Raw genomic sequence first — 16,512 nt, forward strand, 5'->3', positions numbered from 1 at the left:
CCAGTGAGAGTGGTTTTTTGTGATAATCGCAACAATTCTCACTCACATGTCAATACTGTTCCTGAACCAGTTTGTTTATTTCAAAGAGAGGGGGGTTCACTTTGTTCCCTCTTGAAAAAGATTGCTCGGGATGAAATCAGCTGGCGACATGTGGCGTGAATGGGTATATTTTGTTGTTGAATGATTCTTCAATAATCATCTGCCGCCAAAGACCAATGGGGGGTTTGATTTTCCGTGGCCAAGAAAAAAACATTTCCAGACGCTATTCCCGAAGAGTCCATGCTGCTCCAGTACAAGATTGAAAAAGTACTGGGTCAGGGGGGATTCGGTATCACCTATCTCGCTACCGATACCCGGCTGAAAATGCCGGTGGCGCTGAAGGAATATTTTCCCGCCGGGGTCGCGGTGCGGGATCTGGCCAGCGGTCAGCTCAGGCCCAAATCCCCCAACGAGGAGGCTCAGTTCAAAACCGGGCTCGAAGCCTTCCTGGAGGAGGGGCGTACCCTGGCCCGTTTTCGCCATCCCAACATCGTCCAGGTGCTCAATTTTTTTGAGGAGATGGGTACCGCCTTCATGGTGATGAGCTATGAGGATGGCAAATGCCTGGGGGATCTGTTCAAGGCCCGCCAGCAGCTCACCGAAGAAAAGCTTCTGGAGATTGTCCTGCCGCTCCTGGACGGTCTTCATGTTCTCCACGAGGAGGGCTTTATCCATCGGGATATCAAGCCCGACAACATCTACCTGCGCAAAAAGGACGACTCTCCCGTGCTGCTGGATTTTGGCGCTACCCGCCAAACCATGGGTGAGCAGACCAAAACCGTCACCGCCATGTTGACGCCGGGCTACGCCCCCTTTGAGCAATACCACTCTTCCAGCAAGCGGCAGGGGCCCTGGACCGATATTTATGCCTTGGGTGCGGTGCTCTACCGGGCGGTCTCCGGTCGCCTGCCCGATCACTCCACGGATCGGGGCAGCGCCATCCTCCAGAGCGAACCCGACCCCACCCCTTCGGCCTTGTCGGTGGCTGGCGGCTACTATTCAGACCATTTTTTAAACGCCGTCGATAAGGCGATGCAGGTTCTGGAAAAAGACCGCCCCCAAAACACCATGGAGTTGAAGGAGCGCCTTACCGGTCGATTTGACGGGGTGGACGAACCCCTGACCCGACCGATGATGGGGCAACCACCGGGATTTGCAGCAGGCGGGCCTGACTTCCAGGAGCCTGCCAGCACCCTGATGGATATTGCCGATCATGACGACTATATGCCGGTTTTGGATGAGGCGACCACCTTTCCCACCGGACCTGCCCTGGAGCTGGAACCAGAGGATGAGGAGGAAGAGGAGACCCCGCCAGCCGGAAGTGATCCTGCTTCGGATGGCCCAGGCAGTGAAGCGCAACCCGAAGCCCCACTCTCCCCCGAACCTGCCCCGGCCCCTGATCGGGTCGCTCCGGAAAATCTGGAGGAGGAGGAAGAGGAGTATGAGAAGGAATCTTCCGGTGGATTGATGATCCCGGTTCTGGCCATTTTACTCGGAGCGGGGGGATGGTTTGGCTATCAACATTTTATGGGCGAGGAGAGCGCACCCGCAGGTCAGACAGCCCCGGGACAGTTTGCCACGCCAGAACAGGCCCGACACATGCCCCCGGGTGCTTCCGGGATGATGCCTGCCAGCCAACGGGGACCAGCCCGCGATCTTCCCATCGAAGAGTGGATCGAGCCGGTAACGGGAATGGTTTTTATCAAGGTGGGGGGCGGCTGCTTTCAGATGGGCAGCGATGACGGTAAAAAAGATGAGCAGCCGATTCACGAGGCGTGTGTTGGTGATCTCTGGGTGGGCAAGCATGAGGTGACCAACGCCCAGTACAACCAGTGCGTCACCGCTGGCGGTTGCGCTCCCACGGAATGGCAGGCCGGTGGCAACCTGGAGCACTACAACCAACTGGGCAAAGCCCTCTCCGTGGCCGATCATCCAGTGGTGGGGGTCTCCTGGAACAATGCCAACGAAATGGCTGCCTGGCTATCGAGTCAGGGAAATGGCCACTATCGGCTCGCCACGGAAGCAGAGTGGGAATACAGCTGCCGCTCTGGTGGTGGGGACGAAAAATTTTGCGGGGGGTTTTTAGTCGGCAAAGTAGCTTGGCATTCCAATAATTCCGAAGAGGAAACCCACCCGGTAGGTCTCCTGGAGGCCAACGCCCTGGGCCTTCACGATATGAGCGGCAACGTTTGGGAATGGGTGTCGGATTGGCACAACAACGACTATTACCAGGTGAGCCCCATCAACAATCCCCAAGGCCCTCCAGAGGGTACCCATCGGGTGCGCCGGGGTGGGGGCTGGTATGATCCCCCCAGAGATGTCCGCTCAGCCGGGCGTTATCGAAGTGATGCCAGCATTCGCTTCAACGATTTGGGTATGCGCCTGGTGAAAAATCCATAGAAAAATCGTGTAACGCTTCATCCTGGATGATAAAAAAAGCCGGGCCTTGGGAGGATATTTCCCCAAGGCCCGGCTTTTGATTTGGAAACAGGTCAAGCTATGAATTTTCAGCGCATCTCAATGGCAATAGGCCCTGAAAATCCCTCTTTCGGCACACCGGTTACCTGCTCGTCGTTGGGATAGACCGGCACCAACTGTTTGGTTTCCTTGGGCATGCTTTTGCACTCCCCCCGCCCCTTCAGCATGTAGTGCATCACCTCTACCTTTTCGCTGGCTTGATCCTGTTTGAGATAATAGAGATTGTCGTCAAAATGAATCAGAGATCCCATGGCGATAGGCCAGCGAGGGTTGGCGATGAAGGCTTGGCCTGTGCAATCTTTCTTTTCAAAATAAAAACGTTCCTTGGAGATCACGCTTTTCACCTCCATCCCCCGAGAATAGACGGATCCTTCCAGACGAACGTAAAAGCCGGTATGGGTTATTAAGTCAAGCCTGATTTCATCGGCACCTGGCAAGGTAGTGTAGATCATGATACCGACGGGAGTGTCACCATTTTTTACGATGGCTTGGGGAGAGGTGGCCGTCGCCAGGGAAGGGGTGGTGCTGATTCCTGTCAATAGGAGGGTCAGGCACGTGAATGGTTTGAGCCATTTTTTCGCGGCTTTGGATTTGGAAAACATGTGCACTAGTGATCCCATGAAGATCCAAAAACAGTGAATATGACACCCTTTTTCCCTCAATGATGGTGAAGAGAGGGGGGCGGATTTAATTCAGGTTTTGAATACTACCACAAAATAGGGTGAAATGCCATTGCCAGCCAGAAAGCTTCCCCGGTTGGTCGAGGAGAAGCTTATGGCTACCCCATGATATGGGGGTAGGAACGCACTTTTTGTGCCATGTTTGACAGATGGAAAACGGGTGGCGTGGATCAGCTGATGGGATCAGGCCGGGGAGGGTGCTCTTTTGGGTCGGGTCAATGCAGTACCCGTTTTTCCGGTTTTATAAAAAAGAAGGCGGGTACCTCGGCCCAAAAACCTTCACCCTGTTCGGTGGTGAAATAATATTTGCCGCTCATCTCCCCGGTTTGGGTCTCAATCATCGCCCAACTCGTGTAGGAAAAGGATTGTCCTGGGTTGAGCCAGGGTTGCTCCCCCACCACCCCTTCTCCCATCACCTCCTGAATCCGACCGTTGTGGCTGCTGATGAGCCAGTGTCGACGCAAAAGTTGTACGGCGAGGGGGCCTTCGTTGCGGATGGTGATGGTATAAGCAAAGGCGTAACGATCATCGTCGGGTTTGGAGCGTTCGGCGATGTAGCGGGTCATGACTTCGACGGTGATTTCACTGGGTAGATCGCTCATGGTCTATAGGCCTGCTTTTGATGGTTTTTTAGGTATAATCGGTTATTTTTCTGACAAAACCTGGAAACAAGGCTGGCCAAAGGGCAGAGCTGAAAAAGAGAACCCACTGGCGGTTTATCAAAACTGTTTTTGGCCATGCTGCCGGTACCCCTTGGATCTTTGGGGAATCAATCAGTTCCCATTGGGTGTTGCCGGGATTGAATTAAGCGGGCGATCCCATTTTCAGATGGGCTGAAATGGGTGGGGGAAAATGCCGTAAGTTTGTCCTGGGGCTGGATGGCACGCTGTGGGCCAATATCAAAGATAAACAGAAAATTTTTTGTGTTCCTGGCTGTTTCCGGTTTTGCCGGTAAAAGCATGATTGATCTGTAAAATAAGTAACATACAGCTGTTTTTCAGGAGACACTTTGATCCTTTGTATCAAGTTTGGTTTGTTTCGTTATAAGCATTCATTATTTGTGAAATAGTTGTAATTCCGGTTAATTTTGTGTAAAATTTTTAAGTTTTGCTCCTCTGGATGGTGGGCCTTTGGTCCGTTTTTTTGACTGAACAGCATCGTTTGTGGATGGGTAGGGCAGCCGACCTGGGGTGGGTTGGCTGATTGTGAATCCAAAACAAGGATCATCTGAATCGGTACAATTAGCCTGATTCAGACTGTTTGAGACGAAAGGGCTGGATCTGCTGATGCTGACGCCAGTTCATTGAGGTTTCAACATGTTGCGATTGCCTTCTTTCTTACCCTCTGGGGGGGTGTGAGATGATTTTTTCCGACGCTGGTTTGCGCCACTCTCTGCGGCTGCTTGCCGTACCTCTGTTTTTGGTCACAGCTCCTGCTTATGCCCAGGAGATGGCGGACGAGCAAGCCTTCGATGAGCTGGAAGCCTTGATGGAATACAGTATCGAGGATCTGGTCAATATCCAGGTGACCACCGCCTCTCGCAAGGAGCAGCGTCTAGGGGATACGGCTGCGGCTGTTTATGTGATCACCCAGGAGGAGATCCGCCGTTCGGGCGCCACCTCCATTCCCGAAGCGCTGCGCATGGCTCCCGGCCTTCATGTGGCCCGTTTCAACAGCAATAACTGGGCGATCACGGCTCGGGGCTTCAACGACCAATATTCTGCCAAGTTATTGGTGCTGATGGATGGCCGTTCCATCTATACACCACTGTTTTCCGGCGTTTTTTGGGATATGCAGGATACCATGCTGGAGGATGTGGAGCGGATTGAGGTGGTGCGGGGCCCCGGGGGGGCGATGTGGGGAGCCAATGCCGTCAACGGGGTGATCAACATCATCACCAAAAAGACCAAAGATTCCCAGGGCTGGCTGGTGAGCCTGGGGGGAGGTGACTTCGAACCCTATCACACCGCTTTCCGCTATGGTGGCCAGCTGGGAGAGGATGCCACCTTCCGGATTTGGGGAAAGGGGTTTGAGCGCAATGCCTTCAATGCCGTTGCCGGTGGAGATGCCGGGGATTCCTGGGATGGCAAGCGGGGTGGTTTCCGAACAGAATGGCAGGTCAATGAGCGCAATCATCTGACGCTTCAGGGGGATCTTTTCCAGGGAGATGTCGATTTGGAAAGTGGGGAGTATGAAGGGGGCCATGTATTACTGCGCTGGACCCATGCCCGGAACGATCAAGAGGCCTCTTTGCAGCTTTACTATGATCGAGCGGAGCGGATTGAGTATGAAAAACGGGATATTTTTGATCTCGATTTTCAGCACCAGTTTTCCCCGTTTGACCGCCATCAGATCATCTGGGGGTTGGGGTATCGCCTCTCTGACGATGAGACCGGGGAGGCGGTTTTATCCGGTGGCACATCGGGTTTTGGTGTTTCCACGACCCTTGTCACCTGGGATCCTGCTGAAAAAAGCGATGAGATTTTCAGTGTTTTTCTCCAGGATGAGGTCACCCTGATTGATGAAACCCTGAAACTGATCGTGGGCTCAAAGTTTGAGGATAACGACTATTCCGGTTTTGAAATTCAGCCCAACGCTCGCCTGCTGTGGAATGTCAACGAATCCAACACCCTGTGGGCTGCCGTCTCCCGGGCTATCCGCTCGCCTTCCCGGACCACCTCTGATTTCAGTCTGATCGTTTCAGAAACCGGATTTACCAATACCCTGGTCGGCACCGACAATCTGGATGCAGAGTCCATGATGGCCTATGAATTGGGCTATCGGGGCCGGTTCGGCGACCGGTTCATGCTGGATATTGCGGCCTTCTACAATGCCTATGACGATCTGATCTCCTACGAAAACGAGACCACCTTTATTCCACCCTTCAGCATTTTGGTCTCCAGTTGGACCGGCAGCATGTTGGAAGCAGAGACCTATGGCGTGGAAACAGCCATCCATTGGCAGGTGCTCGACAACTGGAAGCTCAAGGGTAGCCACACTTTTCTGAACATGGATCTGGAACTGAAGAGCGGTTCCACCGACACAGCGGGTCTGGACCGGGGAAAACGGATTCCAAGCCACCAGTTTCAGATCCGTTCTTATCTGGATCTTCCCTACAATCTGGAATTTGATACCGCTCTCTACTATGTCAGCCATCTGAAGGGAGATGCGGATATTCCCGCCTATGCCCGCCTGGATGCCCGGCTGGGCTGGCATCCCACGAAAAATTGGGAAGTCAGCCTGAGTGCTGAAAACATCATGGATAACGAGCACCCGGAATTTATCGGTGTCAGTTTTCCGGAGAGTGAAATTCCCCGCTCCTTTTTTGCCAAGCTGACCTTCAAATATTGAGCGCTTAAGTGAAAAAACCTCTCCACAGACCACTGAATTTCCTGCTGGGGCTGCTGCTTGCGGTCAGCCTGGTGCTGGGGTTTTCAGTGCGTGGGGTTTGGGCCGCTCCTTCCGAGGCCCAGGTAAAGGTGGTGTTTCTCTATAATTTCACTAAATTTGTCGAATGGCCGAGTGCTGCTTTTCCAAACAGCGAATCTCCGTTTCAGGTGTGTGTGATGGGGCAGGACTCCTTTGGTTCCTTGTTAATGGCCATCAAAAAAAAATCGGTCCGAGGACGACCGCTCAACATTCGTCGCCCTGACTCTCTGGCAGAGACCGACAGCTGTCACCTGCTTTTTGTGTCGGAATCAGAAAAAAGCCACTCAGAAAAAATTATCCAGGCCATGCTCGGTAAGCCAATACTCACCGTTGGTGAAAGTGATGGATTTGCCGATAAGGGGGGGATGATCCATTTTTTTATCGAGAAAGGCGCTGTCCGTTTTGTCATCAACCGGGAAGCGATCAAAAAGGCCGGCTTGACGGTCTCATCCCGATTGTTGCGTGTTGGGCGCCTCCTCAAATAGCCGAGCGAAGATTTTATGGTCTTTAGCGATCTTTCCATCCGCCGCAAACTGACCGCCATTATGACCCTGGTGAGCGGCATCACCCTCATTTTGTCCCTGGCTTCCTTTTCCTTGTCTGATTGGCTCAATGAACGCAAGGCGTTGGTGGAGCATATTACCCTCCAGGCCCGGATTGTGGGTTCCAACTGCCGGGCAGCCCTGGCCTTCAACGATGCTACCACCGCCGAGGAGACCCTTTCGGCTTTGGCCGCCTCCGATACCATCCTCAATGCCACCCTGTTTGATGCGGATGGCAAGCCGGTTACCCAATACATGCGTACCTCTCATTCAGAGAAACATCAAGCTCTGCAGGGGCTGCCGTTGTATGAGGGGAGCGTGTTTGATCACGACTTGCTTTTGTTGCGGGATCCGATCTTTCTGGATGGGGAAAAAATTGGTTCCATCGTCATTCATGCGAGCTTGGAATCTCTCTATGAGGAGTTGTGGCGTTCTCTCATCGTGGGACTGGCGGTATTGACCCTGGCCTTGATGATCGCCTATGCCCTGGCTGATCGCTTACAGAAGGTTATTGCCGGACCCATTGCCCAGCTCAAGGAGGCCACACTCGCCATTGCCCATGGCCAGTTTAATACCACCATTACTTTGAATACCAAGGATGAGCTGGGGCAGTTGGCGGACTCTTTCAACTCCATGGCCGGGAGCTTGGGCTATATTGACAACATTCTTCTCTCCATGGCCGACATTCTTATCGTCGCCACGCCCCAAGGGGTGATCGAAAAGGTCAACCGCCCGGGGCTTCTGGGGTTTTCAGAGGCAGAAATTACAGGGCTTTCTCTGGAAGAAATTTTTGTCGGGGAGGTGGTGATTGGTGAGGAGGGCACTCACCCTTTTGGTTCGGATCAATTCGATATGTTGGTTTTGGAAGGGGCCATCAGCAATATCGAAGCCGCTATGATTCGCAAGGATGGTAAGCGTATCACGGTTCTTATCTCCGGGTCGGTGATGCAGGGGGCGGATGGCAGTATGGCCGGTCTGATTTTGGTGGCCAAGGAGATCACCGAATTCAAAAAGGCCCAGCAACAACTGCGGGCCAAGGATGCTGAACTCCTGGCCGCCGAGATGACCTCCCGCTCCAAAAGCGAATTTTTGGCCAACATGAGCCACGAAATTCGCACGCCCATGAATGCCGTCATGGGGATGACCGATCTGGCTTTGGCCACCGAACTTTCCCCCCAGGCCCGGGACTATCTCGATAAGATTGCCGGGGCCTCCCGCTCCCTGTTGCGCATCATCAACGATATTCTCGACTTTTCCAAGATTGAGGCGGGCAAGCTGGAGCTGGAATCAGCTGACTTTTTGTTGCGGGATGTGTTCGATCATCTGGTGGATCTGTTTCGGGCCATGGCGGCTGAAAAGGGCATAGACCTGATTTTCGACATCTCAGCAGAGTGCCGCTACGCCTTGAACGGCGACTCCCTGCGCCTGGAGCAGGTGTTGATGAACCTCATCAACAATGCCATCAAGTTTACCCCGGAGGGAGAGGTAGAGATTCGAACCCGAACCATCGAAGCCTCTCCGGAGCGGGTATTGCTGGAATTTGCCGTTCGGGATACCGGCATCGGCATGACCGAAGCCCAGATTGATCGTCTTTTTCAACCCTTTGTCCAGGCGGATGGCACCACCACCCGTAAATTTGGCGGAACTGGGCTAGGTCTGAGTATCTGCAAGCGTCTTGTGGAGATGATGGGGGGGGGGATTTGGGTGGAAAGCACCCAGGATGAGGGGAGTATCTTCCGTTTTTCCATGGCTTTTGCCCGTAAGGTGGAACTGGAAGGCCAAGATCTCACAGTCCCCCTCCTCTTGCAGAATCTTCAGGTGTTGGTCGTGGATGACAATCCATCCATTCGCAAGGCCCTGGCAGAAATGGTGCTCTGCTTTGGCTTTGGAGTGGAAGAGGCGGATTCGGGGCTGGCGGCAGTGGAAGCAGTTCGCACGGGATTGGAACAAAACAGCCCACCCAGTCTCCTTTTGGTGGACTCTTTGATGGTGGGTATCAGTGGGGTGGAGACGGCTCAGCAGGTGATGGCCACCCTGGCAGAAGCGAAGGGGAAGCACGATAAAACCCGGATTATCCTGTTGCGGGATTTTGGCCCCACTCAAGAGTCGGAAGCCCAGTTGCACCAGATGGGAGTAGACTCGGTACTGACCAAGCCCATCAACTGCTCCATTTTGTTTGATACCGTCATGGAACTCTTCGGCCAGGAGGTGACCAAAACTTATCGCCTGGGCTCGGATCACATCGATATCGACCTGGTCATGCAGACGATCGGTGGGGCTCGGGTACTGCTGGTGGAAGATAACCACATCAACCAACAGGTGGCCCAGGAAATTTTGGAGGGGGTGGGGTTGGTGGTGGAAACCGCTGAAAATGGCCGGGAAGCCGTGCGCATGGTGGAAAAACAGGCCTATGAAGTGGTGTTGATGGATATTCAGATGCCTGAGATGGATGGCTATGAAGCCACCCGTCAGATCCGCAACAACCCCCTCTTTACCGAGTTACCCATCATCGCCATGACCGCCCACGCCATGGCTGGGGATCGGGAAAAGAGTCTCAATGCCGGCATGAACGGCCACATCACCAAACCGATTTCCAAGAAAGATCTTTACACCACCTTGACCCAATGGATCTCTCCACGACAGGGGGGTGGGCAGGTGATCCAACGCCCCCTGGCAATGGATCATCCCCAGGAGTCGGTTTCCATGCCGGAGAGCCTGCCTGGCATCGATATCTCCGCAGTTTTGGAGCGTTTGGGGGGCAACCACAAGCTGTTTCGTTCGCTTCTGGCTGAATTTGAACGGGATTATGGTCATGCAGCCTTGGACATCCGTACCATCCTCAGAGGACAACGGATGGATGATATACAAGCGGCTGCCAATATGGCCCATACGGTCAAGGGGTTGGCGGGCAATCTTTCCGCCCACGATCTTTTCGAGTCGGCCCGGGCTTTGGAATCAGCCATTAAAAATCGTGAAACCGCCGCCTGGCCGGAGCTGCTGGATGTTTTTGAACAGACCATTGCCCAAGTGCTCGAAGGGGTGGCGTTGATCAAACAGCTGGAAAGTGCGGGGGAGGATGGCGCCACTGAAACCATTTCCTCAGAGCCACTGGATTTGGCCGTGGTTGCCACAATGGCAAAAAAACTGGCTAAGTGCCTGCAAAATTTTGACCCCAGCGCCCAGGCTCATCTGGATACCATGAAGCCGATGATTGCAAGCCGGAAAAACCAGGAGGAAGGGGTGCTGTTGCAAGAGTTGGAAGAAAAAATGGATCGTTTTGATTTTAATGAAGCCCTTGAAAGCCTTCAAAAGCTCGTTGAAGCCTTGGGGGTGACCATCGAATAGGCCAAGCCCATTTATTTCCCACCAAGTTTGTCTCCGTTTTTGTCTGCTTGCCTCTGAAACTCAGTTCGTTTTTTTCTATCTGCCTCTGAAATTCAATTCGTTTTATTCTACTGCCTTCTGAAGCTCAGTTCGTTATTTTCTGGCTGATTGACCTCCAATCGTTCGACGTATCATTTGGGTCATTTCGATGGGCGACCCTTTTGCGTTATGCTGACTGTTGATACGTGCTTCACTGGACGTATGGCCTCTACCCCTTCCCGAAAAGCATCTTAATGGATAGATCAAAAATTTTGATCATCGATGATATTCCCCTGAATATCAAAGCGCTTATGTCGGCTCTGGGGGGGGATTATCACTTTATCGTTGCCACCGATGGCGCCACCGCCCTCAAACTGGCCACCATGATGGTGCCGGATCTGATTCTTCTGGATATCATCATGCCTGGAATGGATGGCTATGAGGTGTGTCAGAAGCTGAAAAAAACCGACAAAACGCAGCATATTCCCATCATTTTTATCACTTCCAAAAATACCCCGGTGGATGAAACCCGGGGGTTGGCCCTGGGGGCGGCAGATTTTATCGGCAAGCCCTTTCATGCCGGGATTGTCCAGCAGCGAGTGGCCCATCAACTGGAATTGAAGCAGCATCGGGATAATCTGGAAGAGATGGTCGTGAAGAGGACGGCCCAGCTGGCCACTGCCAAAAGTGCTGCAGAAGAGGCCCGGGAGGTGGCTGTTGAAAATGAGCGGAAAACCCGCCGGCTTTTGGAGGCCCAGGAGGTCGTGCGGGCACTCCTGGATGCCTCCATTCGGACCAAGGATCTGGATAAATTTATGGAGCGGGCGCTAAGCCTGCTTTTTACCGTCTCCTGGCTCTCCATTCAAAAGAGAGGGGCTATTTTTTTGGCGGATGAGCCCGATCATCCGTATCGAATGGTTTCCGCAACCGGCGAGCAGGGAAAGATTTTGAAACGTTGTAAAAAATTGCCGGAAGAGGGTTCCAATAACGCTGAAGAAAAGGTGGATTCCAAAACCGAAGAGGGTGCTGATGGTGAAGAGGAGTCGAACACCCGTTATCCCCAAATGATGGACGAGGGGGATTATGTGGTGCCTATTTTGGCGGATGACGAAGCTTTGGGGGCGATCTGCCTCTATTTGGTTGAGGGGTATGAGCGGTCAGAGGAGGAGGATCAATTTCTCCAAACCTACTCCCGAACCATCTCCGGTATCATTCGACGGGTGCAGGCAGAGCAGTCCCTCAGGGAAAAGGAGTTGCAGCTGATTCATGCGGATCGTCTGACTGCCTTGGGGGAAATGTCCACAGGGATTGCCCACGAAATCAACCAGCCTTTGACGATTATCCGTATGCGGGCGGAAAGTTTGAACAATGCCGCTTCCCGAGGTCGAATGGAGCCGGAAAAGGTGGCCCATACCGCTCAAAAAATGATGGAGCAGGTGGATCGTACTACCACCATCATCAACCATATGCGCTCTTTTTCCCGTAGTGAACGGCGGCTTTCTCCCCGTGCGACCGATCTGGCGGTGCCGACGGGGGAGGCCTTTTTTTTCTTCCGGGAGCAGTTTCGCAAACACGATATTGAGCTGGTAGAGGATATTCCCGCCGATTTACCCCTGGTCAATATTCATGATAACCATTTTGAACAGATTGTCATCAATCTACTCTCCAATGCCCGCTATGCTGTTTTGAAGCGCCGGGAGATGGAACCAAACCATACCATGCGGGTTCGGGTGGCGCTCTATCCCGAATTCTCAAGCCAAACAGTGATCCTGGATGTGGAAGATAACGGTTTGGGTATGACCCAGGAGGAACAAAATCGCTGTCTGGAGCCCTTTTTCAGCACCAAGGAAGTCGGCCAGGGAACCGGACTTGGCTTATATATCGTCATTGGTATCATCAATGAGTATAATGGCAAAATTCAGGTGGAGAGTGAATTCGGGGCTTGGACGCGATTTCAGGTCGCCTTGCCGATTCTGTCGGAAAATAATCAGGTCGATAGCCAAAAGAAACAGTAAGCCATGGTCGGTGCAAGGTGTCGAACCTGTAATCCCGTCCAATCGTTGGCCCGTCATGATCGTTTAGGTGGCCATAGGAGCTTTTAAACCATGACCGTAACCTGGACCAGGAAAGAGCAGCGTCTGCTGATTACCATCAACGGCAGCCTCGATTTTAAGCAGAAAGCTGATTTGCTTGATGTTTACTATCAACAAAATGGGGATTTGGCCGGACTGGAAGTATATGTGGATATCAGTCTTGCCCAGGTAACGAGTAGTGGCCTGGGGGTTCTGGGTTTACTACAAAAAAAATTTAGTGCAGCTGGATTGCTGGTTACCCTGTTGATCGGTCGTCTGCCTACCCTGCAAAACGACGATATCGCTTCCCGGCCCATCGGTACGGTCCTTTTGGATCAAAAATCCTTTCTCAACTTTTTCCATGGTATGGGGTTTGTTGTCAAACTATCGATGCCCAACACCCTCCTGGCCGAGTTGGAGGGGAGTGATTTTGACCAAAACGAGGCAGGAAGGGGGGGGCTGTCAGAAGGTAAACCAGAAGGAGGTCGAGCCATCGCTGTTCTGGTGGTAGATGATGAGCCAGGCATTCTGGAAATTATTGAAGAAGATCTCAAAGAGCGCTCCCTGGTGGTATTTACCGCCGAATCGGGCATGGCCGCTCTCAAAATATTGCACGAGGAAACGGTGGATGTGCTGGTGACCGATATGCGAATGCCGGGTATGGATGGCCTGGAACTGATCCAGCGTACCAATGCCATGGGAAAAGGGGTCAAGTCCATCATCGTCACGGGTCATGGAGATATGCACAATGCCATTGAGGCACTCCATCTGGGTGTTTCAGGCTATCTGCTCAAGCCACCGGTGTTGGCTGAACTGAATGATCGAATCTTGTCAGCGGCAAAGAGTCCTCCCGCTGCCAATGGTATTTAAAAATCTGGTTTTATGGGGGGGCATTGAAATGCAGGTCGTTTGGCTTCATGGTTGAAACGGGGATGGGTTGGCCCCATGGAAGGTTTTTTTATGAATCATTCTGCTGAAAAATCAAAAATATTGATCGTCGATGATGTGCCGGGCAACATTCGAACCCTCGTGGCTATATTGGGTGCCGAATATAAGCTTTTGGTAGCCACCGACGGCCCCACCGCTCTCAGTATTGCCCGGGAAAAAGAGCTTGATTTGATTCTCCTTGATGTGGTGATGCCGGAAATGGACGGTTATGAGGTGTGTCAAACGCTTAAAAGTGATGCGGCCACCCGGGGCATTCCGGTCATATTCGTCACCGCCCGCAGCGATGTGACCGACGAACTGAAGGCGCTGGAGCTTGGCGCGGTTGATTTTCTCACCAAGCCGGTAAGCCCACCGGTGGTGATGGCTCGGGTAAAAACCCATCTGGGCCTGAAACGCGCCAACGAAGCTCTGGAGCGGCAAAACAAGGAGTTGCGTGAGGCAGCCAAGCTTCGGGAAGAGGTGGAGCGCATCATGCGCCACGACCTGAAAACCCCCCTCAACTCTATTATTGGCTTTTCAAGTTTTTTGAGCACCGACACCGATATGAATTCGGAACAGGAGCACATGCTCAAAATTATCGTCGATAACGGCTACAGCCTGTTGAATATGATCAATCTTTCCATGGATATCTACAAAATGGAAAGAGGCAGCTATTCCCTGGATCCCAAGCCTGTGGACATCATGGACTTGATCCGGCGCATTCGTGAAACCAGCCTGAAACAGTTCACCCGGCGAAATCTCCAGTTGGAAGTGTTGTTGGATGGGCACCCCTCTGATCCTTCAGCCCGATTTCTCATCGTTGGCGAAGAGTTGCTCTGTTATTCCATGTTGGGCAATCTATTCAATAATGCCCTGGAAGCAGCTCCCAAGGGGAGTATCGTGACCATCGCTATGGATCGTGGGCAGGCAGGGGAGATATCGATTCACAATATGGGGAGTGTGCCTGAGGAAATTCGAGCCGATTTTTTTGAAAAATATACCACGGCTGGCAAAGCGGGGGGCACAGGGCTTGGCACCTATTCAGCCAAGCTGATGGCTGAAACCCAAAGAGGCAGCATTCATCTGGATACCTCCGAAGAGCGGGGGACGACAGTGACCGTACGCCTGCCGTTGGCCTGATATTGAGTCAGGCGATCCAGAGTAAAATGGGTGGGATTTTGACCATGGCAACCTGTGGGAGATGGAAGGAAATAATTTGCCCGGGATGAAGCCCCCCTTGAATCAGCAATGGCATATTGAATAAAGTCCCGTTTTGAACAGGACTCCCCTTTTTGTGGGCTGCCGCCCCAGACTCCCCCTGACGGATTGAAAGAGAGTTTTAAATGGCATCATATGTGTGCACGGTTGTTGATGGCGTTCGGTATTTTCCCGAGCTTTTTTGGGATGCTCCCTGGTTGTCCATGCTGGGTATCGTGATCGGGTTTGCTGTCAATCGGGCTTTAGGCAACAAAAAAGCCAATTTGGATGCCTTGCTCAAAGTGGGTTTTTTGGTCTCCCTTGGTCTTGTAATCGTCGTTTCACCCTTTAGAAATATTGCGGATATAGGTCGATGCGGGGCTTTTGGGGAAAAATCGATCTTTGAATCAGCAGCCCCCCTGGAACCGGTGGTTGTGGCAGAAGCAGCTGAAGTCAAAGGAGAGCCGGGAACCCCTCCGGAGAAAAAAAGCGGCACCCAAGAGCTGTTGGAGGATAATGCGCTTTATCACTATTTTTTTGGTGAGGAGGCTTCTCTCGTCTCGGTGTTGCTGGGGCTGCTTTTATCATCCGTTCTCTTGATGTTGATCACCCAGTGGTTTTCGGTCTTTCCCATCCTTGCGGCAGAAGCTTTTCATGAACGGGTTTTTCCCTTGGGTCTGACTTTGTCTGTTTTCCTGTTTTATATGATCTTTTGGTCCATTGGCCTGACGATTGTCTGATTCTTGTCCATCTGGCTCTGGGGCCTGGGGATAAGGGAAACGGATCATGGCGGAGATACCGACCGATGGGGATTGGTGTGATCCACAAGCAGATGAAGTGATGCGGCTGGATCAGGATTATGCCCGAAAAAAAATGGCTGGGAAGAGTCGTGGGGAGGTGCAGTGCTTGTTTTATGAAAATGTGTTGATGTGCGCCGAAGATCTCCGCTGGATGCCCCGGGTACCGTTTCAATATTATGTTTTGGGGTTTCGGGATTATCTCCTGTCAGAGGGGATCAACCGGGATGAGATGGCCGAAGGGGCTGATTCCTTTTTAAATCTGGTTCTCGATAAGTTGACCCACAATCCCGATTTTATCCTGCCGGTTATGGCCGAATTGATGACAGCGGTGGCTTATCTCTGTCACAATCAAGCCCACTTTGAGGCCGATAGTGGGATCTATGGTGATTTTTTGGTGCGACTCAACGAGATATCCACCCGCTATGAGACCTTATCACAGCCCTGATGCGGCCCCCCGGCTTTGTGGATAAAAGTCCAGGGCGTGGGCAGCCAAGGGGAGGCTGAAAGGAGCCGGATTATTTTATGAACCAACCATCCATTCCAGCCATCGATACGGATATTTTTCTTCTCTACAAGGGCATACCCCACCAAGGCTTTGTCGTCATCGACCGCTTTCATCCCAAGGGGGAGATGCTCTCCATGGAGCTGAAAGGGGTGCCGGTCTTCGTGATGAAGGATTTTTCCGGGTTTACCGATGATCAGGGGGTGGATCTGCTGCTTTTTTTGCCTGAGGAAAGCTACACCACCCTACCGGCCTCTTTTTTCTCCGACCATGGATTTGCAACAATCCGAACCGCTCAAAGGCAGCTGGAAAATCGTGTATTGGTGATGGCGGTGTTAAAGGAGATCCAGGGTAGCTGACCGGGTTATCTGCCACGGCCATGGGATTGGCTCGATCTGGTAGGAAATTCAGGTGATGGGGGGATTTCCAACTCACTTGCTCCCATGGTAGGTGTCGGGGATGACATGAAATAAAGGGGGTTTG

13 protein-coding genes are annotated in these 16,512 nt (G+C 52.5%); 11 read left to right on the top strand and 2 right to left on the bottom strand.

Annotation, left to right across the window (positions count from 1 at the left end; translation table 11 throughout):
• The first annotated feature begins 234 nt into the window (after positions 1 to 234).
• A complete protein-coding gene (locus HQL52_04905; protein ID MBF0368780.1) occupies positions 235 to 2,439 on the top strand; it encodes an SUMF1/EgtB/PvdO family nonheme iron enzyme in 2,205 nt (734 codons plus the stop codon).
• 107 nt (positions 2,440 to 2,546) lie between these two features.
• Here HQL52_04905 and HQL52_04910 read toward each other — a convergent pair whose 3' ends face one another.
• Positions 2,547 to 3,119, bottom strand: a complete 573-nt coding sequence (locus HQL52_04910; GenBank protein MBF0368781.1) for a hypothetical protein — start codon at positions 3,117 to 3,119, stop codon at positions 2,547 to 2,549.
• 293 nt (positions 3,120 to 3,412) lie between these two features.
• The gene (gene apaG, locus HQL52_04915) at positions 3,413 to 3,799 is read right to left on the bottom strand and encodes a Co2+/Mg2+ efflux protein ApaG (GenBank protein MBF0368782.1); all 387 of its coding nucleotides are present in this window, start codon (positions 3,797 to 3,799) and stop codon (positions 3,413 to 3,415) included.
• On the opposite strand from apaG, the gene HQL52_04920 reads away from it, so the two are divergent.
• From HQL52_04920 to HQL52_04965, 10 genes are all read left to right on the top strand, one after another.
• The gene (locus tag HQL52_04920; protein ID MBF0368783.1) at positions 3,798 to 4,034 is read left to right on the top strand and encodes a hypothetical protein; all 237 of its coding nucleotides are present in this window, start codon (positions 3,798 to 3,800) and stop codon (positions 4,032 to 4,034) included. The two genes, apaG and HQL52_04920, sit on opposite strands and share 2 nt — an antisense overlap.
• A gap of 522 nt (positions 4,035 to 4,556) precedes the next feature.
• The gene (locus tag HQL52_04925) at positions 4,557 to 6,548 is read left to right on the top strand and encodes a TonB-dependent receptor (protein MBF0368784.1); all 1,992 of its coding nucleotides are present in this window, start codon (positions 4,557 to 4,559) and stop codon (positions 6,546 to 6,548) included.
• An 8-nt stretch (positions 6,549 to 6,556) separates the two neighbouring features.
• Positions 6,557 to 7,111, top strand: coding sequence for a YfiR family protein (locus tag HQL52_04930; protein MBF0368785.1), 555 nt, complete (start codon positions 6,557 to 6,559; stop codon positions 7,109 to 7,111).
• A gap of 15 nt (positions 7,112 to 7,126) precedes the next feature.
• Entirely contained in the window at positions 7,127 to 10,513 is a 3,387-nt protein-coding gene (locus HQL52_04935) for a response regulator (protein ID MBF0368786.1), read from the top strand.
• A 272-nt stretch (positions 10,514 to 10,785) separates the two neighbouring features.
• The gene (locus HQL52_04940; GenBank protein MBF0368787.1) at positions 10,786 to 12,546 is read left to right on the top strand and encodes a response regulator; all 1,761 of its coding nucleotides are present in this window, start codon (positions 10,786 to 10,788) and stop codon (positions 12,544 to 12,546) included.
• Positions 12,547 to 12,636: 90 nt separating this feature from the next.
• Complete coding sequence (locus HQL52_04945) at positions 12,637 to 13,473, top strand: response regulator (protein ID MBF0368788.1); 837 nt, start codon at positions 12,637 to 12,639, stop codon at positions 13,471 to 13,473.
• A gap of 90 nt (positions 13,474 to 13,563) precedes the next feature.
• Positions 13,564 to 14,670, top strand: a complete 1,107-nt coding sequence (locus tag HQL52_04950; protein MBF0368789.1) for a hybrid sensor histidine kinase/response regulator — start codon at positions 13,564 to 13,566, stop codon at positions 14,668 to 14,670.
• A 203-nt stretch (positions 14,671 to 14,873) separates the two neighbouring features.
• Positions 14,874 to 15,467 (top strand): hypothetical protein, encoded by a 594-nt coding sequence (locus HQL52_04955; protein MBF0368790.1) that lies wholly within the window; start codon positions 14,874 to 14,876, stop codon positions 15,465 to 15,467.
• A gap of 46 nt (positions 15,468 to 15,513) precedes the next feature.
• Positions 15,514 to 15,972 (top strand): hypothetical protein, encoded by a 459-nt coding sequence (locus HQL52_04960; protein MBF0368791.1) that lies wholly within the window; start codon positions 15,514 to 15,516, stop codon positions 15,970 to 15,972.
• Positions 15,973 to 16,049: 77 nt separating this feature from the next.
• The gene (locus tag HQL52_04965; GenBank protein ID MBF0368792.1) at positions 16,050 to 16,388 is read left to right on the top strand and encodes a hypothetical protein; all 339 of its coding nucleotides are present in this window, start codon (positions 16,050 to 16,052) and stop codon (positions 16,386 to 16,388) included.
• Positions 16,389 to 16,512: the final 124 nt, after the last annotated feature.

It is taken from the genome of Magnetococcales bacterium, from assembly GCA_015232395.1.
Classification (GTDB): domain Bacteria; phylum Pseudomonadota; class Magnetococcia; order Magnetococcales; family JADFZT01; genus JADFZT01.